This is a genomic window from Rhizobium lusitanum (genome assembly GCF_014189535.1).
Taxonomy (GTDB): Bacteria; Pseudomonadota; Alphaproteobacteria; order Rhizobiales; family Rhizobiaceae; genus Rhizobium; species Rhizobium lusitanum_C.
In genome coordinates this window covers 28,653-50,829 of the sequence record NZ_CP050304.1, presented here as the reverse complement: position 1 = coordinate 50,829, position 22,177 = coordinate 28,653, and the positions used below count along the sequence as shown (strand labels likewise).

General features: G+C 57.1%; 22 protein-coding genes and 5 pseudogenes. 11 read left to right on the top strand and 16 right to left on the bottom strand.

Annotated features, from left to right (window positions below):
* Window positions 1–9 precede the first annotated feature (9 nt).
* The 4 genes and pseudogenes from HB780_RS00305 to HB780_RS00290 all read right to left on the bottom strand — a co-directional run.
* Complete coding sequence (locus HB780_RS00305; protein ID WP_183686203.1) at window positions 10–1,548, bottom strand: IS3 family transposase; 1,539 nt, start codon at window positions 1,546–1,548, stop codon at window positions 10–12.
* Window positions 1,549–1,802: 254 nt separating this feature from the next.
* Complete coding sequence (locus HB780_RS00300) at window positions 1,803–2,117, bottom strand: type II toxin-antitoxin system RelE/ParE family toxin (protein WP_183686212.1); 315 nt, start codon at window positions 2,115–2,117, stop codon at window positions 1,803–1,805.
* A 2-nt stretch (window positions 2,118–2,119) separates the two neighbouring features.
* Complete coding sequence (locus HB780_RS00295; RefSeq protein WP_183686210.1) at window positions 2,120–2,383, bottom strand: type II toxin-antitoxin system ParD family antitoxin; 264 nt, start codon at window positions 2,381–2,383, stop codon at window positions 2,120–2,122.
* Window positions 2,384–2,859: 476 nt separating this feature from the next.
* Window positions 2,860–3,441, bottom strand: a pseudogene (locus HB780_RS00290) (IS110 family transposase); the annotation flags it as partial.
* Window positions 3,442–3,812: 371 nt separating this feature from the next.
* On the opposite strand from HB780_RS00290, the gene HB780_RS00285 reads away from it, so the two are divergent.
* From HB780_RS00285 to HB780_RS00275, 3 genes are all read left to right on the top strand, one after another.
* Complete coding sequence (locus HB780_RS00285) at window positions 3,813–4,025, top strand: hypothetical protein (protein ID WP_183686209.1); 213 nt, start codon at window positions 3,813–3,815, stop codon at window positions 4,023–4,025.
* Entirely contained in the window at window positions 4,022–4,240 is a 219-nt protein-coding gene (locus HB780_RS00280; protein ID WP_183686207.1) for a hypothetical protein, read from the top strand. The genes HB780_RS00285 and HB780_RS00280 overlap by 4 nt, the downstream gene beginning before the upstream one ends.
* A 243-nt stretch (window positions 4,241–4,483) precedes the next feature.
* Window positions 4,484–4,771 carry a hypothetical protein gene (locus tag HB780_RS00275; protein WP_183686441.1) on the top strand — a complete coding sequence of 96 codons (288 nt, stop codon included), beginning with the start codon at window positions 4,484–4,486 and terminating at the stop codon, window positions 4,769–4,771.
* 82 nt (window positions 4,772–4,853) lie between these two features.
* Here HB780_RS00275 and HB780_RS00270 read toward each other — a convergent pair whose 3' ends face one another.
* On the bottom strand, window positions 4,854–5,798 hold the full coding sequence (locus tag HB780_RS00270; protein ID WP_183686075.1) for a DMT family transporter: 945 nt from the start codon (window positions 5,796–5,798) through the stop codon (window positions 4,854–4,856).
* Window positions 5,799–5,894: 96 nt separating this feature from the next.
* Between HB780_RS00270 and HB780_RS00265 the strand changes: the two genes are divergently transcribed.
* Both HB780_RS00265 and HB780_RS00260 read left to right on the top strand, forming a co-directional pair.
* Window positions 5,895–6,506, top strand: coding sequence for a CGNR zinc finger domain-containing protein (locus HB780_RS00265; protein WP_286202822.1), 612 nt, complete (start codon window positions 5,895–5,897; stop codon window positions 6,504–6,506).
* Between the two features lie 423 nt (window positions 6,507–6,929).
* Entirely contained in the window at window positions 6,930–8,468 is a 1,539-nt protein-coding gene (locus HB780_RS00260) for an IS3 family transposase (protein WP_183686203.1), read from the top strand.
* A gap of 29 nt (window positions 8,469–8,497) precedes the next feature.
* Here HB780_RS00260 and HB780_RS00255 read toward each other — a convergent pair.
* Window positions 8,498–9,041, bottom strand: a pseudogene (locus HB780_RS00255) (IS3 family transposase); the annotation flags it as partial.
* 100 nt (window positions 9,042–9,141) lie between these two features.
* Window positions 9,142–10,232, bottom strand: a protein-coding gene (locus tag HB780_RS00250) for an IS3 family transposase (RefSeq protein WP_183686200.1) whose coding sequence is annotated in 2 segments (ribosomal slippage) — window positions 9,142–9,980 and window positions 9,980–10,232 — 1,092 coding nt in all. Because the reading frame shifts where the segments join, the coding sequence is not laid out codon by codon here.
* Between the two features lie 219 nt (window positions 10,233–10,451).
* Between HB780_RS00250 and HB780_RS00245 the strand changes: the two genes are divergently transcribed.
* Complete coding sequence (locus HB780_RS00245) at window positions 10,452–11,954, top strand: helix-turn-helix transcriptional regulator (RefSeq protein ID WP_183686198.1); 1,503 nt, start codon at window positions 10,452–10,454, stop codon at window positions 11,952–11,954.
* 242 nt (window positions 11,955–12,196) lie between these two features.
* Window positions 12,197–13,654 carry a PAS domain S-box protein gene (locus HB780_RS00240; protein WP_183686196.1) on the top strand — a complete coding sequence of 486 codons (1,458 nt, stop codon included), beginning with the start codon at window positions 12,197–12,199 and terminating at the stop codon, window positions 13,652–13,654.
* A gap of 19 nt (window positions 13,655–13,673) precedes the next feature.
* On the opposite strand, the gene HB780_RS00235 is transcribed toward HB780_RS00240, so the two are convergent.
* A complete protein-coding gene (locus HB780_RS00235) occupies window positions 13,674–14,048 on the bottom strand; it encodes a hypothetical protein (protein WP_183686195.1) in 375 nt (124 codons plus the stop codon).
* A 152-nt stretch (window positions 14,049–14,200) separates the two neighbouring features.
* Window positions 14,201–14,701, bottom strand: coding sequence for a YciE/YciF ferroxidase family protein (locus tag HB780_RS00230; protein WP_183686193.1), 501 nt, complete (start codon window positions 14,699–14,701; stop codon window positions 14,201–14,203).
* A 168-nt stretch (window positions 14,702–14,869) separates the two neighbouring features.
* On the opposite strand from HB780_RS00230, the pseudogene HB780_RS00225 reads away from it, so the two are divergent.
* A pseudogene (locus tag HB780_RS00225) lies at window positions 14,870–15,421 on the top strand (SDR family oxidoreductase); the annotation flags it as partial.
* On the opposite strand, the pseudogene HB780_RS00220 reads toward HB780_RS00225, so the two are convergent.
* From HB780_RS00220 to HB780_RS00195, 6 genes and pseudogenes are all read right to left on the bottom strand, one after another.
* A pseudogene (locus tag HB780_RS00220) lies at window positions 15,396–15,779 on the bottom strand (DUF72 domain-containing protein); the annotation flags it as partial. The pseudogenes HB780_RS00225 and HB780_RS00220 sit on opposite strands and share 26 nt — an antisense overlap.
* A 104-nt stretch (window positions 15,780–15,883) precedes the next feature.
* Window positions 15,884–16,048, bottom strand: coding sequence for a DUF1328 domain-containing protein (locus HB780_RS00215; RefSeq protein ID WP_183686189.1), 165 nt, complete (start codon window positions 16,046–16,048; stop codon window positions 15,884–15,886).
* Between the two features lie 176 nt (window positions 16,049–16,224).
* Window positions 16,225–16,749, bottom strand: a complete 525-nt coding sequence (locus HB780_RS00210) for a hypothetical protein (RefSeq protein ID WP_183686187.1) — start codon at window positions 16,747–16,749, stop codon at window positions 16,225–16,227.
* A 120-nt stretch (window positions 16,750–16,869) separates the two neighbouring features.
* Window positions 16,870–17,193: a type II toxin-antitoxin system RelE/ParE family toxin gene (locus tag HB780_RS00205; protein ID WP_183686185.1), complete on the bottom strand. Its 324-nt coding sequence runs from the start codon at window positions 17,191–17,193 to the stop codon at window positions 16,870–16,872.
* Window positions 17,193–17,474, bottom strand: a complete 282-nt coding sequence (locus HB780_RS00200; protein WP_183686183.1) for a type II toxin-antitoxin system Phd/YefM family antitoxin — start codon at window positions 17,472–17,474, stop codon at window positions 17,193–17,195. Before HB780_RS00200 ends, HB780_RS00205 begins: the two co-directional genes overlap by 1 nt.
* Before the next feature lie 204 nt (window positions 17,475–17,678).
* Window positions 17,679–17,963: a hypothetical protein gene (locus tag HB780_RS00195; protein ID WP_183686182.1), complete on the bottom strand. Its 285-nt coding sequence runs from the start codon at window positions 17,961–17,963 to the stop codon at window positions 17,679–17,681.
* A gap of 395 nt (window positions 17,964–18,358) precedes the next feature.
* Here HB780_RS00195 and HB780_RS00190 point away from each other — a divergent pair, with 395 nt between their 5' ends.
* Window positions 18,359–18,589: a hypothetical protein gene (locus HB780_RS00190; protein WP_183686180.1), complete on the top strand. Its 231-nt coding sequence runs from the start codon at window positions 18,359–18,361 to the stop codon at window positions 18,587–18,589.
* Window positions 18,590–18,751: 162 nt separating this feature from the next.
* Here the strand turns inward: HB780_RS00190 and HB780_RS00185 are convergent, their stop codons facing one another.
* Entirely contained in the window at window positions 18,752–18,961 is a 210-nt protein-coding gene (locus tag HB780_RS00185) for a hypothetical protein (RefSeq protein WP_183686179.1), read from the bottom strand.
* A gap of 129 nt (window positions 18,962–19,090) precedes the next feature.
* Here HB780_RS00185 and HB780_RS32680 point away from each other — a divergent pair.
* Window positions 19,091–19,306 (top strand): annotated as a pseudogene (locus tag HB780_RS32680) (oxidoreductase); the annotation flags it as partial.
* 201 nt (window positions 19,307–19,507) lie between these two features.
* Window positions 19,508–22,156 (top strand): DNA ligase D, encoded by a 2,649-nt coding sequence (ligD, locus tag HB780_RS00180; protein ID WP_183686178.1) that lies wholly within the window; start codon window positions 19,508–19,510, stop codon window positions 22,154–22,156.
* Window positions 22,157–22,177: the final 21 nt, after the last annotated feature.

Here is a 22,177-nt window from a genome sequence, read left to right as displayed (position 1 = left end):
TGGACTGCTTCATATGCTAATGCCGAGGCTCTTACGATACTCGACGGGGCTTAGCGATCCCAGCGATATCTTGATGCGCTTTTCATTGTACCAGCGGATGTAATCATCTACCTCAGCGACGAACTGTTCGATTGTGATGGTCTTCCAATCTCGTGGATAAAATAGTTCCGTTTTCAATCGGCCGAAGAAGCCTTCGCATGCGGCGTTATCTTGTGAGCAGCCCTTTCGGGACATCGAGCGAACCAGTTTCGCTTCGCTGATCCGCGTTAGCCAGCCTGGCCAGCGATAATGGGCTCCGCGATCGGAATGGACGATTGGCCGTTCCTCGCCGTCGGTCACGGTCTCAATAGCTGCATCCAGCATAGTATTGACCAGCCCCGCGTCTGGTTGCGTTCCAATCGACCAACTGATGACCATTCCGTCGAAGCAATCGATGATGGGCGAGAGATACACCTTCCCGGCTGGGATCTGGAACTCGGTGATGTCTGTCAGCCATTTCTCGTTCGGCGCTTTCGCATGGAAGTCGCGATTGATCAGGTTCTCGGGTGCCGGACTTATTTCTCCCAAGTATGATCCGAAACGCCGTCGGCGCGGTCTGGCCACGACCAGGTGCTCCTGCTTCATCAAGCGCTGGACAACCTTTTCCGAGATGATCACGCTCTTCCTGGCCAGTGACGCCTGTAGTCTGCGGTAGCCGTAACAACGACGGTTCGCTTCAAAGATTTCCGCAAGGCTGTGCCGGACGGCGGCATACTTGTCTGCCAGACACATGCGCGTGCGATGATAAAAGTAGGAGCTTCGCGCAATTTGCAGCTGTGCGAGCAGTTCTGGCAAGCGATAGGTATCTTTAAGGGCGTCAACCAGCTGTGTCTTTTCCCGATTACTCAGGATCTGCAGATCGACGCCCAGTTCTTTTTTTAGGAGTTCATTGGCCTTCTTCAGGAGGTCATGCTCGAGTTGCAACTGGCGAACATCACGTTGGAGGGCTTCAAGCTGTCGCTCGAGTTCCTCGCGTTCCGGCGCCTGCGGGGTGGTTTTGCGGCGTTTCATGGATGAAGGAGCCTCATGACCGAGTAGCTGGTCTTTCCAGTTGTACAACGTCGGCCTACAGACGCCCAGCCGGTCAGCCACCTGTTGGGCGCTTTCATTTCCACTACATAGTCCGATGACACCAGCTTGCTTCACCGCTGCGGGATAGGCAGGGCGCCACGATCGACCGACCATCGATGTTCGTGTCTCCGGAAAGGCCTCCCGTACCCATGCGGTCAGAGTTCCTCGACCAGGATAGCCGAGCGCCCTCATCGTCGCAGAGATGCAACGATCATGGGTGCGGTAATGCTCAAGTGCCGCCTGCTTCTGACTCTCGGAATACTTTGGCGCTCGAGCTACCGGCTGAATACGCAGGTCGAGATGCTGTACGTACTCGCGGTACCAACCCCTCAGCGCATTCTTTGTGGGGTAACCCAACTGGCGAATGGTCCCGTTAAGTCGCTTGCCAAGCCTGATATAAAGCTCAACGGCTCGAAGTCTGTCTGCGTAGGAATACATGAACTACCTCCTGGTGGTCCAAGTTTTCGTCCGCACCCCCTTATGCGCCTAACCGGCTCAGTTCTGCGTGGAAACCAACACCTGATCGCGGATTGGGGAAAGCGAAAGAGCCTGCCTACTTATGAGGACCGTCACAAGATGACTGACCAGGGAAGCGGCCCGCACCCTCACTTCGGCAAGGGGCCCGAGCCTCGCCTGCGGCCGCACCAACCCCTTGCCTCGCCACCCTAGGATAAAAGGCTCCTGACGAGCGCTTATTGGTTCCGTTCTTCAAGAATTTCTTCGTTGATGTCGCGGCCACGTGCGAACACGCCGAGGATTAACACATCATCGCCGCGCACCGCGAACGCCACGCTGACGCTGTGCCGGTAGCCAATGATGCGTAGGCCGGAAGTCCGGCTCTCCCGAACCGTACCTCGCTCCGGAAACGTCTCCAGGCCCTCGATGAAGGTGATCACGCCGTCAACGTAATCGCCGGCAATGCGGTCGCCTGCCTGCATGGCTATATCGGCATAGAGAGTGTCGAGTTCTGCTTCCGCCTGCGGGTGATAGATGATGCGATATGCCATGCCTATCTGGCGTTCGTCGCAGTTCGGCGCTTGGCCTCAAAGCGGGCGCGGACGGTTTCGGACGGGATCCCGATCTTGGGATCTGCCATCAGCTGATCATAGCGACCTGGGATTTCCTCGTTCAGCCAGCGTTCGCGGGCTGCATCGCTGTCCTCCAACAGCCGCAGCGCGGCCCGGACCACTTCACTGGCGTTGCTGTAGCGGCCAGATTCCAGCTGTTTCTTGACGAATTCCTCGTAGTGTTTTCCAAGCGCGACGTTTGGCATAGCGGTCCTTTCATTACTTAAACAGTATGGGGCGACTCATCGTTTATGGCAATAGATGTCAATCTTGGACATGACGCATCCGTGGGACTAGAGCGGCGCCGTCTCCGGATCGCGCCAGCCGATCAACCGCCGCAGGTACTAGTTCGATCCGGTGTCCATGCTTTGAAATAGCCTGGGCGTTGGTTCAAATCCCATATGTGGACGGCCCCCGACTCGCAAGATAGTTTGAGATAATTTGATCTGATCGCTTGCGTCCATATGTCCGGCCTGTTGTTGCGTTCGCACATGAACGCTGGCCAAGATGGTTTCCGCAACACAGGTCCCAAACATCAAGGCGGCCTTGAGGGGCCAATGGGATTCCCGGGGTGTCCTGTGTCCCGGATCGATCGATCACACCATCTGCTATTATCTTGCAAGTTGTAGTATTACCAACACGTGGTGAAGATCAGGATGTCCCGGTTCTTGCTTCCCAATCTTCATGCGGCGCATCCCGTCAAAGCTGGTCCTGATTGTGCGCTGTATGTCTCTCCAGAGACCATGAGCTTCCAAGCCATGCGCGCCATCTTGTTAGCGAGTGCGACAGCTGCCAGTTTAGGCGGCTTGCGCTTGAGCAGTTTCGCCAACCATCGAGAAGCCTTGCCAGATCGCCGCGCGTGATGAATGACAGCGGTTGCTCCAGCCACCAAGACGGCCCGCAGAGCTTCATCGCCGGCTCGCGTGATACCACCGAGCCGCAGCTTGCCGCCGGTCGAGTGATCTTTTGGCGTCAACCCTATCCAAGCTGCGAACTGGCGACCAGATTTGAAGAGCTCCGGAGCGGGTGTCTTCATTATCAAAAGAGCCGAACCGATTGGGCTAATGCCGGGAATGGTGTTGAGACGTATGCTGCGTTCGTCGTTACGCTGCCATGCCTTTACCTTGGCCTCGACATCCGCAATCTTCTTCTCCAGTTGAGCGTATTCCTCGGCCTGGCTCATGAACAATTCCTGTGCGAGCTCTGGCACAGTCCCGTCGGCTTGTATCCTTTCAAGCAGCAGAGGGATAACCCGAGCATCGCCTCGGTGACAGCGTCCAGGCCTCTGTCAGTTGTGGCATGTCGGTATTTTTTCTTTCGCATTGCGACTGGATTGGTTTTTCGTACCGGTGCGTTCGACGAAGGCCGAACGCGGGTAACCCGATCGGAGAAGCCGGCGCGGGGCATCCGTCGTGAGGTCTCTGTTGGCAGACGCATGCAGCAGGGTTCCGCCGCATTTTTCAATGATCGTCAGAAATGAAAGTTCATTGAACCTGCTCGGTGCCCCGTCGAAAATCCAGAGGATAGTCTGATCGATCCTCGATTATGGACCAGCCCGCAGTATCGCCGAGGCCTTCCTGAACGTGCGGAACTTGTGCAACAGCACGACGTTTCTTAGGCGAGGAGGAACATCATATGTCAGTCCCATTCGAGCCAATCGTGCCGCCGCCATCCGTGCCGCCTCTTGATCATCCACAGCCGGATCCGGACCGTATCCCAGGCGGAGAGCCGCTTCCCGATCCCGAACCGGACGAGGGGCCGGCCGCCATTCGGCAGAAGGCGGACCATTGCCCCACGTGGGGACTGCTCCGCAGCGGCGTCCGACTGCAGACGGAGGGTCGCACGTGACGGAGACTTGGAGAGAAGGGTTGCGGTTGAAGCTCGAAGACTTCGTCGACACCATTGTCGTCAGCGGTGCGAAGCACGAGGACGTCTTCGATTTAATCATAGCGGAAATCGGCAATTTGCGGGCCGCGCACGACCGTGATCCCGATCCCGCAGACGATCGTCCAGGGACAGAGGCGGAAGAGCCATCGAACGAATGGCCCGGTGCTCTTCCGTGATAGACGCAATAAAAAAGGCCGGGGCGAAACCGCGCCGACATTCACAGCGTTGCCCGCGCATCGGTCGCTCGCTGAGCGACTGTTCCAAGCCAACCCGAATGACTATACGCCCGCTGATGACGCGGGCGTTTCTGTGTCTGGGCCGACGCGAGGTGCTGTGCTGGAGATTTTTGCCCTCAGATGGAGGCCATGCGCTTCTGGCATGGCTGCACTGCAACAAAGTCTATTTAATGTGCGGATGGAATGGATATTCTGGTGTTCATCGAAGCGATGCACCTCCTCCCGCAGAGCTTTGATGATGCGGGCGCCTTATCCTCCTCCCAAGGTCGCCTGCGGGAACGGCAGCACTCCTCCTCCCAGCTGCTGTTCGGTTCTTTTCGAAAAGCCTGCCGCACCTCCTCCCGCGGCAGGCTTTTTCGTTTTTTGGCCCGGCTACATCAAAGCCCCAGATCGAGCTGTGGTTCTTGCCCGTTCTCTTCGGTGTTGAGCGACGAAAGGGTGACCGTCGGGACCAAACAGATCGCCAGTTAGTGCCCGATCAGGACGTCGTCCTGATCGGGTGTCGCCAGCCGGATTCCATAGTACAACTCTCCTCTCCGACTCGGAATCGCGTTCAGGTTTCGACGGTGGCCGGTTGGATCGTCGGCACACCTGACATGGCAAGATAGGCGCCACTCAGCATGACGATGATGCCAATCACATCCGTCACGGTGACCTGTTCTGCGAAGAAAGCAGCGCCCAGGGCGACGGCGATCACGGGCGATACGAAAGCATAACTGCCGGCGCGGGATGCGCCAATGTCCCGCAGCAGGCGCATGTAGGTCGTGTAGCCGATCAGCGAGCCAAAGATTACAAGGAAGAACCAACCCAGCCAGGCGACCGTGCCCCAATTGCCGGAGAGAGCGGAAATAGCCCCCGGCTCAAAAGCCATGGCGGCGATCAGGAGCACAATGCCGCCGACGAGTGTCGTCACGCCTGCGACGAACAAGGCCGGATAGGTTCGCAGGAGTGGACGGGCAAGCACTGAGCCGTAGCCGTAAGTGAACGCCGCGGACGCGACTGCCAGGCCACCCCAGAGGCTCGCTCGAGAGAACGCTTCGGGCGTAGGCGAACTCGTATTTGGAGAGGTCGGCCAGAACAGGACGATCAGTCCGGAGACCCCCAGAGCGATCGCAAGAATCCTTCGCACATCCAACTTTTCCTCGTTGAGAAGGAGCGCGAAAACGAGGAGCGCGATCGGGGTGAGCGACATTTCCAGAACGGCAGCAGTCCCCGAATCGATATATTGCATGCCCCAAAACAGCGGGCCATAGCACAGCGTGATCATCAGGGTGCTGACGGCGGCGAAACGAAAGCCGTCTTGGATCTTGAACTTAGCTCTTTCGTCTCTTGTCGAGGCGTAAAGAAGGAGCAACACGCCAGCAGCAGTAAATCGTGTGCCGGCAAACAGGAGAGGCGGCACGGCATCGATGCCTGCCTTGGTTCCGATCCAGGTGCTTCCCCAGATTGCGCATAACATCAGGAAGCGTAGCTGATTTTTGTTGACGCCGGCGAGCATGTGGTTTCCGATTCATGTAACGGGTAATATATATTTATATCGTTACAACTCACTCTTGTCCAAATCGTTCCACAGAACGATATTGAAGCGATGAACATGCAAAAGACGATCAACGATATCAGCCTTCTTGGTGGCCATCCGGCGCTCGACTTCGTCAACACCGTCGACAGCCGCGGGGTGCGTTGGGGTCCGGATTTCCTGAATAGCTACGACGACCTCGTGGCTTGGGCTCGGCGCCTCGATCTGATCGACAACTGGGAGCGCGACATCTTGCTCTTCAAGGCTGGCAAATCGGCCTCTGCAGCTGCGGACGAACTAGGTAGGGCCAAGAAATTGCGGGAGGCGCTATGCCGCATGTTCCTGTCTGAAGTTGATGAAAGCCCGATCAGCCAGGACGATCTCGATCTCGTTGCCGACATGGCCCGACGTTCACTGTCGCAACAAACACTGAGCCGCGTTGCCGGAAATATCGAGTGGCGCCGTGCGGACGCCAAAGACTTGGATACGATTTGCAACCGTGTCGCTCAGTCAGCCGCCGAGCTGCTAACGTCGCAAGACGAACGCCGCCCTGTGCGAGCGTGCCAAGGTCCAAATTGCGGCTGGCTTTTTCTGGACCAGTCTCGTGGTGGTCACCGGCGGTGGTGCTCCGACAAGACCTGCGGATCGCATGCCAGGGTACGCAAATTCCGGGCTGTGCAGGCAGATTGAAACGGCACTCAGCTACTACCAACCCTTCAAAACATTTACACGACAGGAGATATTGAGCCTGAGGCTGTCCTCCAAGGCATTTACAGGTCCGTTCGAGCGCGGCCCGGCGGCGTGTCGTGCAGACGGCTCCACGCGCGTCGGAACTGGCGCGCCGAGGAGAAGCCGATACGTTCGGCAACGCTCTCCATATCCAGTCTCGAGCAGCGTTGGTGCAGGGATCCGAGAGTTTTCGGACTTCATTCTTTGATACCGCTGTTTATGCGGTGGCTGCGTTGCGCCGGACGGACTTCGGGCGTGCGCATGCCAGCATTCGGTTGAGGACGGCGCAGCCGATGGCGACCTCCGTCTGTTGTGTGTTGAGTTTCAGCTCGATTTGCGCCACTGGGGGTGCGGACGAAAACTTGGACCACCAGGAGGTAGTTCATGTATTCCTACGCAGACAGACTTCGAGCCGTTGAGCTTTATATCAGGCTTGGCAAGCGACTTAACGGGACCATTCGCCAGTTGGGTTACCCCACAAAGAATGCGCTGAGGGGTTGGTACCGCGAGTACGTACAGCATCTCGACCTGCGTATTCAGCCGGTAGCTCGAGCGCCAAAGTATTCCGAGAGTCAGAAGCAGGCGGCACTTGAGCATTACCGCACCCATGATCGTTGCATCTCTGCGACGATGAGGGCGCTCGGCTATCCTGGTCGAGGAACTCTGACCGCATGGGTACGGGAGGCCTTTCCGGAGACACGAACATCGATGGTCGGTCGATCGTGGCGCCCTGCCTATCCCGCAGCGGTGAAGCAAGCTGGTGTCATCGGACTATGTAGTGGAAATGAAAGCGCCCAACAGGTGGCTGACCGGCTGGGCGTCTGTAGGCCGACGTTGTACAACTGGAAAGACCAGCTACTCGGTCATGAGGCTCCTTCATCCATGAAACGCCGCAAAACCACCCCGCAGGCGCCGGAACGCGAGGAACTCGAGCGACAGCTTGAAGCCCTCCAACGTGATGTTCGCCAGTTGCAACTCGAGCATGACCTCCTGAAGAAGGCCAATGAACTCCTAAAAAAAGAACTGGGCGTCGATCTGCAGATCCTGAGTAATCGGGAAAAGACACAGCTGGTTGACGCCCTTAAAGATACCTATCGCTTGCCAGAACTGCTCGCACAGCTGCAAATTGCGCGAAGCTCCTACTTTTATCATCGCACGCGCATGTGTCTGGCAGACAAGTATGCCGCCGTCCGGCACAGCCTTGCGGAAATCTTTGAAGCGAACCGTCGTTGTTACGGCTACCGCAGACTACAGGCGTCACTGGCCAGGAAGAGCGTGATCATCTCGGAAAAGGTTGTCCAGCGCTTGATGAAGCAGGAGCACCTGGTCGTGGCCAGACCGCGCCGACGGCGTTTCGGATCATACTTGGGAGAAATAAGTCCGGCACCCGAGAACCTGATCAATCGCGACTTCCATGCGAAAGCGCCGAACGAGAAATGGCTGACAGACATCACCGAGTTCCAGATCCCAGCCGGGAAGGTGTATCTCTCGCCCATCATCGATTGCTTCGACGGAATGGTCATCAGTTGGTCGATTGGAACGCAACCAGACGCGGGGCTGGTCAATACTATGCTGGATGCAGCTATTGAGACCGTGACCGACGGCGAGGAACGGCCAATCGTCCATTCCGATCGCGGAGCCCATTATCGCTGGCCAGGCTGGCTAACGCGGATCAGCGAAGCGAAACTGGTTCGCTCGATGTCCCGAAAGGGCTGCTCACAAGATAACGCCGCATGCGAAGGCTTCTTCGGCCGATTGAAAACGGAACTATTTTATCCACGAGATTGGAAGACCATCACAATCGAACAGTTCGTCGCTGAGGTAGATGATTACATCCGCTGGTACAATGAAAAGCGCATCAAGATATCGCTGGGATCGCTAAGCCCCGTCGAGTATCGTAAGAGCCTCGGCATTAGCATATGAAGCAGTCCAACTTTTTATCCGCACCCCCAATCAACGACGTCAATGAATTGCTCAATGGTTGTGGTCTTCCAGTCCCGGGGATAGAACAGCTCCGTTTTCAGCCGTCCAAAGAAGCCTTCGCATGCCGCGTTGTCAGGTGAGCACCCCTTGCGAGGCATCGAGCGAGTGAGATTCTGCATCTGCAATCCGCGAGAGCCAGCCTGGCCAACGATAGTGAGCGCCACGATCGGAGTGGACGACGGGCCGGTCGTCCGTATCGACCACCGTCTGGATGGCCGCATCCAGCATCGTGTTGACGAGCTCAGCGTCTGGATGCGCTCCGATGGACCAACTGATGACCAGGCCTCCGAAGCAGTCGATGATGGGCTACAGGTATACCTTGCCGGCCGGGATCTGGAACTCGGTGATGTCGGTCAGCCACTTCTCGTTCGGGGCCGCGGCCTGGAAGTCGCGATTAATGAGGTTCTCAGGCGCCGGACTGATCTCCCCAAGATAGGAACCGTACCGGCGCCGCTTTGGTTTGGCAACGACCAGGCTCTCCTGTTTCATCAACCGCTGCACAACCTTCTCCGAGTGTGGAAAAGCATCCAAGAATGACCCCGCCGAGATGAGGGTGAGGTGATTGAAATATATTCCGTTTTGTGAAGAAAGTGGCTGACCTGCCGCTGAAGTTTCATCCGGCTGCGGCGATGATCGCGGCATAGTCTGCCGGGGTCTGGTATGCGAGCGATGAGTGCGGCCGGAAATGATTGTAATCGTCCACCCATTCAGCGATGGCGCTGCGGGCGTGGTCGAGGCCGAAGAACAAGCTCTCGTCGAGCAACTCGTCGCGCATGCGGCCGTTGAAGCTCTCGACGTAGCCGTTCTGCATCGGTCGTCCCGGCGCGATGTAGTGCCACTCGACTTTGTGATCCTTCGACCAAGCGAGGATGGCATTCGAGGTGAGTTCGGTCCCGTTGTCGGAGACAATCATTCCGGGCCTGCCTCGCCGTTCTATCAATGTCGTCAGTTCGCGTGCGACACGACGGCCGGAGATCGAGGTGTCGGGGATTGCTGCAAGGCATTCGCGCGTCACGTCATCGACAACATTGAGCACGCGAAAGCGTCTGCCACAGGCGAACTGGTCGTGGACGAAATCCAGCGACCAGCGGGCATTGACCTTTGCTTCGACGAGGATCGGCGCACGCGTGCCGACAGCACGCCGCCTGGCTTTCCGGTTTCGAACGGAAAGACCTTCCTCGCGATAGAGCCGGTAGATGCGATTGACCCCGGAAGGCTCTCCATCTCGGCGAAGAAGGATAAACAGCCGCCGATAGCCAAAACGTCGTCGCTCATTGGCAAGGTCACGCAGCTTTGCCCGCAATACTGCTTCCGGTGGTCGACTGGACCGATAGCGGATCGTCTTGCGGTCGGCGGATACGATCTGGCAGGCCCGCCGTTCCGAAAGACCCATGACGGCCTTCAGATGCGTGACGGCTTCACGCTTGGCGGCAGGCCTTACCATTTTTTTGCAAGAAGCTCGCGGAGTGCGGCCGCATCCAGCATCTGCTCGGCCAGCAACTTCTTTAGCCTGGTATTCTCATCCTCAAGCGCTTTCAGCCGCTTCGCCTCGGAGACTTCCATGCCGCCGTATTTGGCCTTCCAGTTATAAAACGTTGCTTCTGAAATCCCGTGCTTGCGGCAGAGGTCGGCCGCCTTCGCGCCAGCCTCCTGCTCCTTCAGCACACCGATAATCTGCTCTTCCGTAAATCTCTGCTTCTTCATTCGTCCGTCCCTTAATAGGCCGGACTCTAATCCATTCTGGAGGAAATTCGCAGTGGCAGGTCAGCAAGGTCCTGACCCTCACTTACTGGCATCGTGCATGAGTGGTTGCAATGCCGAGTTTCACTCCCTTATGTCGGCTTCGTCGGAACAAATCTCAATACAACTCTCTTATCCCAACGTGTCCCTATTAGATCCAAGAGAAGTGATGTGAGGATTTGCATGACCGATGAACCGCAACCGCCAGATATGAACCGGAATGTACTACTGGAACTCGTCGGCAGCTTAAGTGACGGCGTCATTCTGATTGATCCCAAAGGCGGAATCTCCTGGGCAAACAGTTCCGCGCTTCAAATGCACAGGGTTTCCGCAATCGAGGAGCTTGGCGGCGATGTCGCCGGCTACCGAAAAGCCTTTACGCTCCGCTACCGCAACAACCATCTCCTTGACGAAGGTCAATATCCCATAGAGCGCCTGCTCGACGGGGAGACGGTTGACGAGGTGACGGTCAACATATCGCCAGCCTCCGACCCGGAACTTGTCTGGGTTCACACAATTCGCAGTTTGATCATCGTTGACGCCAGCGCTCGACCAGACGTCCTTGCGCTCGTGATCCGGGACGAGACGCCGCTGTTTGAGGCTGAAGAGCGCTTTGAGCGCGCCTTCAATGCCAATCCCGCGCCTGGCTTGATTTGCCGCCTTGACGATCTGCGTTTCATCCGCGTCAACCCTGGTTTCGTAGAGATGACGAACTATGCCAGGGAAAAGGTCATTGGAAAGACCGTCAATCAGCTCGGTCTCTTCGACAACTGTGACACGGGCGAAGATGCCCTTTCGAAACTTATGGAAGGCAGGCTGATCCGGCAGCGGGAGGCTCTGCTTCCTCTGCCCGACGGTAGCGACCGCCTCGTGATCGTTGCCGGCGAACCGATCGCGGTGGGCGAAGAGCCATGCATGTTGTTCACATTCGCCGATCTCGATGCGCGGCGAAAGGCGCAGAACGCACTTCGCCAGAGCGAGGAACGGTTCTCGAAGTCGTTCAGGCTCTCGCCTGCGGCCGCAGCGATCTCACGTCTCGACGATTTCGTTTTCACAGAAGTCAATGATGCTTTCGTGCAGCTCACGGGCTACGGCGGTGAGGAGGTCATTGGAAAGACGGCAAGCGAGTTGCACCTGTGGGACAATATTGCCGCCAGGCGCGCCGTGGAAAAGAAGCTTACCGATGCTACAGTGGTTCGCGGTGAGGCGATGCGGATGAAGCAAAAGGATGGCGGGATAGCGGATTGTCTCGTCTCCGCCGAGCGCGTCGAGATCAACGATCAGCAATGCGTGATCTGGTCGCTACAGGATATCACCGAACGCAAGCGCAGCGAGGAAGAACTGGTCGAGGCCATCGAAAGTGTTATGGCCGATACCTCCTGGTTCAGCCGCTCGGTCGTTGATCGTCTCGCGACATTGCGGCAGGTGTCGAGTGGCAAGGCGCCCTCTGCCCAGTTGCTCGACCTCAGCGATCGTGAGAAGGAGATTCTGGCTCTGATCTGTCGCGGGCAAAGCGACGTGGAGATGAGCGAGACGCTTCGTCTGTCCAGGAACACCATCCGCAATCACGTCGCATCGCTTTACGCCAAGATCGGCGTGAACCGGCGAGCCGCCGCCGTCATCTGGGCCAGGGAGCGTGGTTTTACCGGCGCCACGGCATCGACCAGGCGCGGCAACTCAAAGTGATGGTGTCGAGGCAACCGTATTTGCGTAAGCGCGTACTCCATCCCCAAAAACGATTCCGTCCGTCGAAAAAAGGAGCGCTTATACTAGCCACATTGGTATTTTTATATCTACCAATCTGCATCCTGCCGTCTTAGTATTTCCATCCGCGATAACGCGTGATTATACGTTAATTGTAAACAGACTGCCCCTAACCCTCGGCCCGCTAAGGGGGCCTACTGACTGCCGATGTGGCGAGACGCGCGATGAACCATCTGTCCACCAACGAGAATAACATGGCCGCCGACTATGTCGACGTTTCCGCGACAAAAGAGCCGCAACCAAATTTGCTTCACCAACCGTTGGCACTTCAAGACGTTCTCGAAGCATTGCCGGAGGCTGTCTACACGACCGATGCAATCGGCCGGATCACGTTCTGCAACAAAGCGGCAATTGCGATGTGGGGTGTCAGCCCCAAGCTTGGAGAGAGCGAATTTTGCGGCTCCTGGAAACTCTACTGGCCCGATGGGACGCCTCTGCCGCACGACGAATGCGCCATGGCAATCGCGTTGAAAGAGAAATGTGCGGTCAGGGGACTTGAAGCGATTGCCGAGCGCCCGGATGGCACACGCGTTGCGTTCCTCGCATTTCCGACTCCGATTTTTGACACCGCCGGGAACCTTAAAGGCGCAGTCAACATGCTCGTCGATCTGACCGATCGCACGGTTGCGGAGGAGGCGGCCCAACGGTTCGCGGCAATCGTTGCGTCGTCCGACGATGCGATCCTTGCTAAAGACTTGAACGGCAAAATCGTCAGCTGGAACCGGGGCGCCGAGCGTCTATTCGGTTACACGGCGGAGGAAGCGATTGGCCAGTCTGGTCGCATGCTTATTCCCCTGGATCGACAGAACGAGGAACCGGAAATCCTGGCTCGCATCCGCCGTGGCGAACGCATCGACCATTACGAAACGATCCGGCGCCGAAAGGATGGTGGTCTCGTCGAAATATCATTATCGGTCTCGCCGATCAAAAGTCGCGAGGGCCGCGTCATTGGTGCATCCAAAATCGCGCGCGATATCACCGAGCGCCGGCGGGCTGAAGAGCAACAACATCTGCTGATCAGGGAGATGGACCACCGGGTCAAAAATCTGTTCAGCATCGCAAGCAGTGTTGTGTCTTTAAGCGCGCGAACTGCAACGACACCAGGCGAGCTCGCATCCGCTGTTTCAGCCCGATTGAACGCATTGGCGTCAGCGCATGCCTTGACGGTCCCTCGCACGTCTGAGGCAGCCTCTCGAAGCGAGCAGACGACCACGCTACATGCCCTGATCCGAACGATTGTCGCGCCCTACGATGTCAGCATCGACAACCGGCAATCGCGGGCCATCGTTACGGGTCCCGATATTGCTATTGGCGGCAGCGCGGTTACGAGCTTTGCATTGCTGTTGCATGAATTTGCAACCAACGCAGCGAAATATGGAGCTCTTTCCAACCCAGACGGACGCATCGATATTGTGTGCCTCGAGGAGGGGGCGAACTTTATCCTGACGTGGACCGAGAGCGGCGGACCACCGGTCGACCGGCAAACCGACGGCGATGGTTTTGGCAGTATCCTTGCCAAGGCGACGGTCGGCAGTCAACTCAGTGGTGAGATCTCTCGAGAATGGAAAAGCGAAGGTCTGTCGGTTCGCCTTATGGTGAAGGCAGATCGTCTCGTTGCCTAGTCGTGGCCGCTGCATCCAATCATTTATTCATGCGATCGAGCAGGGTGCGCATTTCGTCGAAGCGCCGCTTCCGGTCGGCATCCGCATCGCTGGCAGAATAGCAGACCTCGGAAACGCAGAATCGTGTGAGATGGAAAGGTGGGTCGGCCTTGTCGAATTCGCATTCGAAGCTGTCGCTCATATCGGACTTGCTGGCTCCCGTCCTGGTAGAATAGGTCAAACGAGCTCCGGGCGGCTTCAATTCGGGAAAGGATTGGATGATGCCGACGTTGAGATGATCGGTCAGAAGGAAATTCTTGGCAACGATCTGGCATGTGGTTTCGAGCGGGGGCGATTGAGCCTCTGCCATGGCTGGCATCAACAGGACGGCGCTCGCCAGGATCAAGGTCTTCATTGCTGCTTCCAATTGTTGGGCATCATCGCTCCAGGGTGCTACTGACGCACTGGTTGAAGAACGACCTACCACTGTTGGTTCCGGTAAAACCGTACGCGAGGGCAGTCAAAGAATGGCCACCCGACGGGCGGCCATTCTAAAAGACATGCCGATCATGCCGCTTTCTGCGCTTTGGCATTGGCTGCCGTTTCGGCAAGCCGCGTCAGCTTCCGGTCGGTCGCGACTTCTTCCTTCAGGGTCTGCTCGAGAAGCGGCACAGCTTCTTTCAGGCCAAGTTGCTTGGCCCAGGCAATCAGCGTGCCATAGCGCGCGATTTCGTAATGTTCGACAGCCTGCGCCGATGAAATCAGGCCGGCGTCGAGCGCAGCCGACCCCTTGAATTCGTCTGTAATTTCGTCTGCTTCCGCGATGATCCCCTGGATGGCTTCACAGGTCTTGCCACGTGCCGGTTTGCCGAGAATCTCGAACACCTGTTCCAAACGCTCAACCTGCCCCTGAGTTTCGTCGCGGTGGTGCAGGAAGCCTGCCTTGCCTTCTTCCGACTGGGCGGCGCGCGCCATCTTCGGCAACGCCTTGAGAATCTGCTTCTCGGCGTAGTAAATATCCTTCAGTGTATCAACGAAAAGGTCATTCAGGGTTTTCGAATTTGCCATGATGTCCTCCTATGGCGGCTGGCTGTTGAAAATCCGAATAAAGAACATCTCCGCTGCCAATTTGTTCCACGACAGCCGTCGGTCTTCTCGTCAAAGCCCACTATCCAGTTGGCGTTGTATCATCGCCAGGGGTCGCCCAATGTCGTCGATATTGGGGCTGCCCGGCCGGACCCGCGGCATTGTCGAGCCATTATCGACAAGGCGGTCGCGGAACTCGGCGGTATCGACATTCTCGTCAATAATGCTGCTCATCAGGCGAGCTTTCACGACATCGGCGATATCAGCGACCAGGAATGGGAGTTGACCTTCAAGGTCAACATTCACGCCATGTTCTACCTGACCAAGGCCGCCGTTCAGCACATGAAGCCGGGAAGTGCCATCATCAACACCGCTTCGATTAATGCGGATAATCCGAACCCGACATTGCTTGCCTATGCCACCACCAAGGGTGCTATCCAGAATTTCACAGCCGGTCGGGCGCAATTGCTCGCGCAGAAGGGTATTCGCGCCAATGCGGTAGCACCCGGTCCGATCTGGACGCCGCTCATTCCCTCCCCCGTCTCCGAGGAGGCGGTCGTGAATTTCGGAAAGCAGGTGCCGATGAAGCGGCCGGGCCAGCCCGCCGAGCTTGCAACGACCTATGTCATGCTCGCCGATCCCCTGTCGAGCTATGTCTCCGGTGCCACGATTGCCGTCACCGGCGGCAAGCCGCTTCTGTAGACCGGCGAGCCTCCTCGACAATCCGGCGGCGTGGCCGGGCTTTCTCTTTTCCTGGAGACGCCTCCATCGCTGGGACCGCCAAACCCAGCCGATCGGCAAGTGCACGCGCGTCCGCCGGCGCCCGGACCTTCACGTCATTGTCGAAATAGACATAGACGTTGCGCCCGCTACGGGATGGTTTCAGCGGTTCAAGGACGCGATTGGCGTTCACCGGCTCGCGGTCATGCGACCAGTCATTGATCCTCTGCGCCCAGATATCCAAAGCCTTGTCGTCATAACCGCTGACATACAGCTCTTTTGAGCCGTGGAGGCGGCAATAGACGAAGTCTGCCGTCACATCCATCCGGATCGTGCCTTTCTGTCTCATAGGGTTGGAACTACGCAGCCTGCGACTTGTTCCTTAGGCCTGGCACCTAAAACCCGGCCTTTCAGCCGGGTTGCTGTGAAAGGCGCTAGTTGTCCTTACGGTCGCCGCACGACCCGCATAACCAGCGAGACGACAAACAGAACCAAGAAGATGAAGAACAGAATTTGTGCGATCGAAGCAGAAGCGCCTGCGATGCCCCCAAATCCGAGGACCCCGGCAACCAGTGCCACAACAAAAAACACCAGAGCGTAGTAAAGCATCGTGATCTCCTCTTCGATGTGTGCAGAGATAACGGAACTGATCAAAATTGGTTCCAGAACGTTCATAACCGTGCTGTATTTGATATTCTATGTTTGGCTACGAAGTTGGCGACCCCTCAAGGCAGCCAACGAATGAATGTCGACAATGATCACGTCCCAAGGCAGGTACTTGTACGTCACCCAAACCCAACGGCGCGTTGAAATGATCTATCGTCCTCATCGGGTGCTGGTGGTTCGGCGGCCTGAAGATAAAATTTTACAGGGATAGTGAGGACAAACCAAAGACTTGCTCCCAATAAGAAAAACATCCCTGCAGAATCGTCTGTATTTGCGAAAAATGGAAGGCTCGCGGACACGAATAGGACGGTCATTCTCACGGACCATTCTGCTTCCCGTTTTGTGAGGGCGCGCGTCCTATGGAGCGCATATTCTCGTCGGCCATAGGTATTGGTCGTCCTCAGCAAGGAAACCAATTTCCAAACTGAAGGAAGCGCGAGCATGGCGAGAGATGAAGCGCAGAGGACAAGCCCAGAGCCGCTAAGAAAATGTGTAGCGGCAATCAAAAGAAGCGAGAGCATAGCGAGATGCCAGGTCGGCTCTAGCCGTTCGGGATGCTGTCCGGAACGAATATGCCAGGCTCGCAACCCATTGGCTGCGCCATCGAGCAACGGTCGATCGATGTAGCGATTAATCCATTCCATCCGCAAAGTCCTCATAGTCGGACCAGAACGGAACATCATTCAATTTGGTCATCATCGTGGCGACATCGCTGACAAGTGTCGATTGGCATGACAACACCGGCGTCATCGTTGGGTCAGACTCTACCGGATGAGCCGTCGCTCAAGAAACGCCTGCATGTCGCGGCGGCCATCGACGACGCAATAAACGACAACATCAGCGCCCATGACCCGATAGATCAGTCGCCACGGTTTGTGATGCAACTCTCTGTATTCGGAGATTCCGAGACCGAGCAATTCCTTCGGAATGTTTCCACGCCCCGGGGATTCTTCAAGGCCGGTACATGCATTTTCGATTTCCGCAAGAATCCGGTTGGCGGTCTCGACGTCGTCGCGGCCGGCGATGAAGCGATAGAGGTCTTCGATGTCTCGTTCGGCGTCCTCGGCGAAAAGAACACGATACGACATCAGGATTGGCTATCCGCCAGACGCTTGCGGATGCGTGCGAAGGATTCGACAGCGGGACGAAGCTTGCCTTCCTCGACCTGCCGGTTGGTTAGCGCCAGCACCTTCAGGAGCGCCATCGTCTCCTGCGTTTCCTCGTATTGGGCGAGGTCCTGAAGGACAGCCTTCGCCTCTCCATGGAGCGTAATGATGACCGGCTGCGGATTGTCCTTCAGCGTTCGGATGATCTCTGGCGCATGCGCCTTAAGATAGCTGATCGGCTTGACTTGTTCTGACAGCTTCATGCAAGCGCTCCTATTCAGACCAAAATATAGATCATTAAGTGGTCGATTGAAAGGCTTGGTTCCAATCCATCTGCAGGTTCTTTTTTCCGAAAATACGGTCGTCTCCGAGGCTATCATCCAGATAAAGGAGCGAAATTGAAAGGACTGGATTTCCCAGATTGATGGACTGTCAAACTGCCCAAGATCAGTGCCATCCGGTGGCTGTCAGCCATTCCGTTTTCGTTCGTCGGTGTCAATCTGACCTTTCTCGGCGAGAATGTTCAATGCGGTCTCGTGTTGCGCCTCGTTCGCTATCTGAACAATGACCAGCGTTCCGCCGCGCTGAAGCGCCTCCGCATAGGCGGCGCGCTGCTCCTCATGGAAGAAAATCCCCGTTAGGGCATCGAGGAAGCCAAGATGATCGATTGGCGGGACGTCCGGTCGGTTGCCTGGTGTCATGGTGATGGCATCCTCGGGTATGCCGGCGTCCATTAGCGCCTTGGCGGGCATCCTCGGCATCATTCTCATCTGCAAAAAAAGCACTGAGGGCATAGACGTCGGTTTTGCTTCCGGTGTTCATGACGATCCTCCGTCACTGTGACTCTATAACTTAACGATGGTTGCGGGCAGGAGTTCCCTTAATGCTTTGGTCAAAGCAATGGGAACAAACAGAGCGACGGTTAGTTGACCATGGAACAGCTCTTAAATTGCAGCGAGCCTTCCATGCTCGATAGACAGCATCCGTTGCCCAACACAGGTCCTTCTCTCGAGCGTGATCATGCCGACACGGCGACGCTTGAGGAGCCGGAACGGAAAACAATCAGCAGGGTACCAAAAGCACGCCAGCCCGCCCTAACCGCGACGGGCCACAGAACTAGAAGAAGCGAATTATCCAGGAGACCATCATGACCAAGACCTTTGATCTGTCCAACTTCTCGGAAGAGGAACTCACCTCCCTCATCGATGAGGCAAAGAGTGTGAGAGACGCCAGACGTGAGACCCGTAAAGGGGAGCTTGCAACGGGGGCAGATGGTTCGAAAGGACAGGACGTGACGGACCCGGAGCATGGGGTGATCCCCACGCCCACACCGCGTGACGTGAAGGAGGAAGGTCCAGCACACGGCGTCCCAAAATAAAGTATGCCGTCCGCTCGATTGGGTGACGAAGGTATCGTGCGTGGGCACAACGCGGGTATGCCGGAACAATTCTCGCTGTATCGATCATTTGGAGTTCAGCCAACGCCTGAAGACGCAGGCCGAACTGAGGCCGCGATAACCCACAACTAGTGCAGAATCCGGCTATTTGGCATTAATGGAGGGAAGAAAGGATTCCACTTCGTTGCGGCGTTCAGGACTCAACTTTTCAATTTTTTCTCGCCAGAAGGCATCGGCTTCCGGCGTATCCGGCTCCCATGTGCGCGTCGAAAGCTCGTTGTCGTCGATAACCACCTCCCTGCGTCCGCCGAGCCGCTGATACTCCTTTACCAGTTCCTGTGCCGCGTTCTTCATCGTCTTGCTCCATGCATTGGTTGCCAATTCAGAGTTTAACAGCTTCGTGCGAGTTATGTTCCCACCAACCCTCGCACTGGCGAATTGAGATCATGCCAATGCCAAAGGAGTCCGCAGTGCGTGGTTTTTCGGTGCAGGATCAAATCAGTGTCATCTCCGCAGGTAGTAGCGGAAAAAATTCGAGCAGTGATCGAAAGCCCATACGGACTGCGTCAGCCGGTCAGCGGGCAAGCGACACTTCTAAGTCGTTTGCGCAGGTTTATGCCAGCAGCTGCCGTGGATCGTAGCTTGCGAAAGGCATTCGGCTTCAGCAAAAAAAGCTGCGGACTCGGCATCCCATTTTGAGGGCTCACCCGAAACAAATAGGGAACATAGCAGTCCTTATGACGATATCACCGGTTTCGATCGACCAGATCATCCACGCTGGGAAACTACTGGCCGCCAAAGGCGTTAGATCCTGATTGCAGGAGATAGCCAATGGCGGACGAAGCAGAGCCGGCAGAAGGCTGACTCCGTTCCTTGTCAGATTGGAAGGATCGGGACTTCATGGCCGGCAATCTTTCGAACTATCGTGCCAAACGCGATTTCAAGAAAACGGGCGAACCGAGCGGCGAGGCTGAGGTCAAGCCATCGAACCGCCGGCGGTTTGTCATTCAGAAGCATGACGCCACCCGCCTGCACTATGACCTCAGGCTTGAGCTCGACGGCGTCTTCAAGTCCTGGGCGGTGACCAAGGGGCCTTCTCTCGATCCGCACGACAAGCGGCTGGCGGTGGAGGTGGAAGATCACCCGCTGGACTACGGGGATTTCGAAGGTACGATCCCGAAAGGCCAATACGGCGGCGGCACGGTGATGTTGTGGGATCGCGGCTATTGGGAGCCGGAAGGCAAGAGGACGCCGGAAGAGGCTCTCGCCAAGGGCGATTTCAAATTCACGCTGGAGGGCCAGCGGCTACGCGGCAGCTTCGTGCTCGTGCGTATGCGTCACGACCGGGATGGCGGTAAGCGAACCAATTGGCTGCTGATCAAGCATCGCGACGACTTTTCGGTCGAGGAGAACGGAGCGTCCGTCCTCGACGAAAACGATACGTCGGTGGCGTCCGGCAGGACGATGGCGGCGATCGCCTCCGGAAAAGGCAAGAAGCCGAAGCCATTCATGCTGCAGAATGGCGACGTTGAGGCAGATGCGGTGTGGAACAGCAATGAGGGTGTCGCCGCCGAGAAACGCAAAGCGGGAGGGGAGAACAAGAAAAAGCCCGCGGCCGTCAAGCAGCCGAAATCCGCTACGCCGGATTTCATTCCGCCGCAGCTCTGCGAAACTTTAGCGCGCCCGCCCAATGCCGACGGTTGGATCCACGAGATCAAGTTTGACGGTTATCGTATTCAGATGCGGGTCGAGAATGGCGAAGTCATACTGAAAACTCGCAAGGGTCTGGATTGGACAGCCAAATTCCTGGCGATCGCCAAGTCAGCCTCCGCTCTTCCCGATGTCATCATCGATGGTGAGGTTTGCGCCCTCGACGAAAGCGGGGCCCCGGATTTTGCGGCGCTGCAGGCGGCGCTGTCAGAAGGAAAGACAGACGATCTGGTGTACTTTGCCTTCGACCTCCTGTTCGTCGGCGAGGAGGATCTACGCGAACTCCCGCTTAAAGAACGAAAGGACAGGCTGACGACACTTTTGTCGGATGCGGGCGAAGATCCGCATCTACGCTTCGTCGAGCATTTTGAAACCGGTGGTGACGCTGTTCTCAGGTCTGCCTGTCGTTTATCGTTGGAAGGGATTGTCTCCAAGCAAAGCGACGCGCCCTATCAATCCGGCCGCACGGAGACCTGGGCGAAATCGAAATGCAGGGCAGGGCATGAGGTCGTCATTGGCGCCTATGCAAAAGCCAACGGAAAGTTCCGATCCTTGCTCGTGGGCGTCAATCGCGGCGATCACTTTGTCTATGTCGGGCGCGTCGGCACGGGCTACGGCGCCAAGACCGTCGAGACGCTGCTCCCAAAGCTTCAGGACATGGAGACGTCCAAGTCCCCGTTCACGGGAATAGGGGCGCCGAAGAAGAGCTCTGAGATCGTCTGGCTCAAGCCCGAGCTCGTCGCCGAGATCGAGTTTGCCGGCTGGACGGCCGATGGCCAGGTTCGCCAAGCCGCATTCAAAGGTTTGCGGGAAGACAAGCCCGCCGCCGAGGTCGAGGCAGACAAGCCGGCGTCACCGTCGAAAGACGATGTGCCGGATCCAGAGACGGATCAACCGGGGACAAAGCGTTTCCGCAAGGGCGGAAAGGCGGAGGTGATGGGCGTGATGATCACCAGTCCCGACAAGCCGCTGTGGCCGGATGCCGGCGATGGGGAGCCGGTGACCAAGGTTGATCTGGCGCGCTATCACGAGGCCGTAGGTTCCTGGTTGATTGAACACATCAAGGGACGCCCTTGTTCGATCATACGAACTCCCGATGGAATCGCGGGAGAACAGTTCTTCCAGCGCCATGCCATGCCGGGGACATCGAGCCTCCTGGAACTGGTCACGGTCTTCGGCGACAAGAAGCCCTATCTGCAGATTGACCGCATCGAAGGTCTGGCCGCCATCGTCCAGATCGGTGGCGTCGAGCTGCATCCATGGAACTGTGAGCCTGGTCAGCCGGAAGTGCCGGGCCGTCTGGTGTTCGACCTCGATCCTGGACCCTATGTCGAATTCTCGACGGTTATCGAGGCCGCCCGTGAGATCCGAGACCGGCTGGAAGAGCTGGGCCTGGTGAGCTTCTGCAAGACGACGGGAGGCAAGGGGCTGCATGTGGTGACGCCTCTTGCCGTGCCGAAGGGCAAAAAACTCGACTGGGATATCGCGAAGGGCTTTGCCCACGATGTCTGCGAGCAAATGGCCCGCGACAATCCGGACCTCTATCTGATCAAGATGGCCAAGAGCCAGCGTCAGGGCCGAATCTTCCTCGACTATTTGCGCAACGCTCGTATGGCGACGGCGGTCGCTCCGTTGTCTCCGCGGGCGCGGCCCGGCGCCACCGTGTCGATGCCGTTGACATGGACGCAAGTCAAAGCCGGTCTCGATCCGAAGAGATTTACGGTTCGCACCGTCCCTGCGCTTCTTGCGAAAAGCTCGGCATGGCAGGATTACTGCGATAGCCAGCGGTCGCTTGAACAGGCCATCAAACGTCTCGGAAAGTCAAAGCGGGCTGTTTGATCGGTTGAGCGCGACGAGCAG

Bases quoted from the DNA above. Each gene is read 5' to 3' on its own strand.
- HB780_RS00190 (WP_183686180.1), top strand. From the start codon at position 18,359: ATGACCAAGACCTTTGATCTGTCCAACTTCTCGGAAGAGGAACTCACC.
- HB780_RS00215 (WP_183686189.1), bottom strand. From the start codon at position 16,048: ATGCTTTACTACGCTCTGGTGTTTTTTGTTGTGGCACTGGTTGCCGGG.
- HB780_RS00200 (WP_183686183.1), bottom strand. From the start codon at position 17,474: ATGAAGCTGTCAGAACAAGTCAAGCCGATCAGCTATCTTAAGGCGCAT.
- HB780_RS00230 (WP_183686193.1), bottom strand. From the start codon at position 14,701: ATGGCAAATTCGAAAACCCTGAATGACCTTTTCGTTGATACACTGAAG.
- HB780_RS00210 (WP_183686187.1), bottom strand. From the start codon at position 16,749: ATGGAATGGATTAATCGCTACATCGATCGACCGTTGCTCGATGGCGCA.
- HB780_RS00275 (WP_183686441.1), top strand. From the start codon at position 4,484: ATGGATATTCTGGTGTTCATCGAAGCGATGCACCTCCTCCCGCAGAGC.
- HB780_RS00260 (WP_183686203.1), top strand. From the start codon at position 6,930: ATGTATTCCTACGCAGACAGACTTCGAGCCGTTGAGCTTTATATCAGG.
- HB780_RS00235 (WP_183686195.1), bottom strand. From the start codon at position 14,048: ATGAAGACCTTGATCCTGGCGAGCGCCGTCCTGTTGATGCCAGCCATG.
- HB780_RS00270 (WP_183686075.1), bottom strand. From the start codon at position 5,798: ATGCTCGCCGGCGTCAACAAAAATCAGCTACGCTTCCTGATGTTATGC.
- HB780_RS00285 (WP_183686209.1), top strand. From the start codon at position 3,813: ATGTCAGTCCCATTCGAGCCAATCGTGCCGCCGCCATCCGTGCCGCCT.
- HB780_RS00300 (WP_183686212.1), bottom strand. From the start codon at position 2,117: ATGGCATATCGCATCATCTATCACCCGCAGGCGGAAGCAGAACTCGAC.
- HB780_RS00245 (WP_183686198.1), top strand. From the start codon at position 10,452: ATGACCGATGAACCGCAACCGCCAGATATGAACCGGAATGTACTACTG.
- HB780_RS00305 (WP_183686203.1), bottom strand. From the start codon at position 1,548: ATGTATTCCTACGCAGACAGACTTCGAGCCGTTGAGCTTTATATCAGG.
- HB780_RS00205 (WP_183686185.1), bottom strand. From the start codon at position 17,193: ATGTCGTATCGTGTTCTTTTCGCCGAGGACGCCGAACGAGACATCGAA.
- HB780_RS00295 (WP_183686210.1), bottom strand. From the start codon at position 2,383: ATGCCAAACGTCGCGCTTGGAAAACACTACGAGGAATTCGTCAAGAAA.
- HB780_RS00240 (WP_183686196.1), top strand. From the start codon at position 12,197: ATGAACCATCTGTCCACCAACGAGAATAACATGGCCGCCGACTATGTC.
- HB780_RS00195 (WP_183686182.1), bottom strand. From the start codon at position 17,963: ATGCCCGCCAAGGCGCTAATGGACGCCGGCATACCCGAGGATGCCATC.
- ligD (WP_183686178.1), top strand. From the start codon at position 19,508: ATGGCCGGCAATCTTTCGAACTATCGTGCCAAACGCGATTTCAAGAAA.
- HB780_RS00265 (WP_286202822.1), top strand. From the start codon at position 5,895: ATGCAAAAGACGATCAACGATATCAGCCTTCTTGGTGGCCATCCGGCG.
- HB780_RS00185 (WP_183686179.1), bottom strand. From the start codon at position 18,961: ATGAAGAACGCGGCACAGGAACTGGTAAAGGAGTATCAGCGGCTCGGC.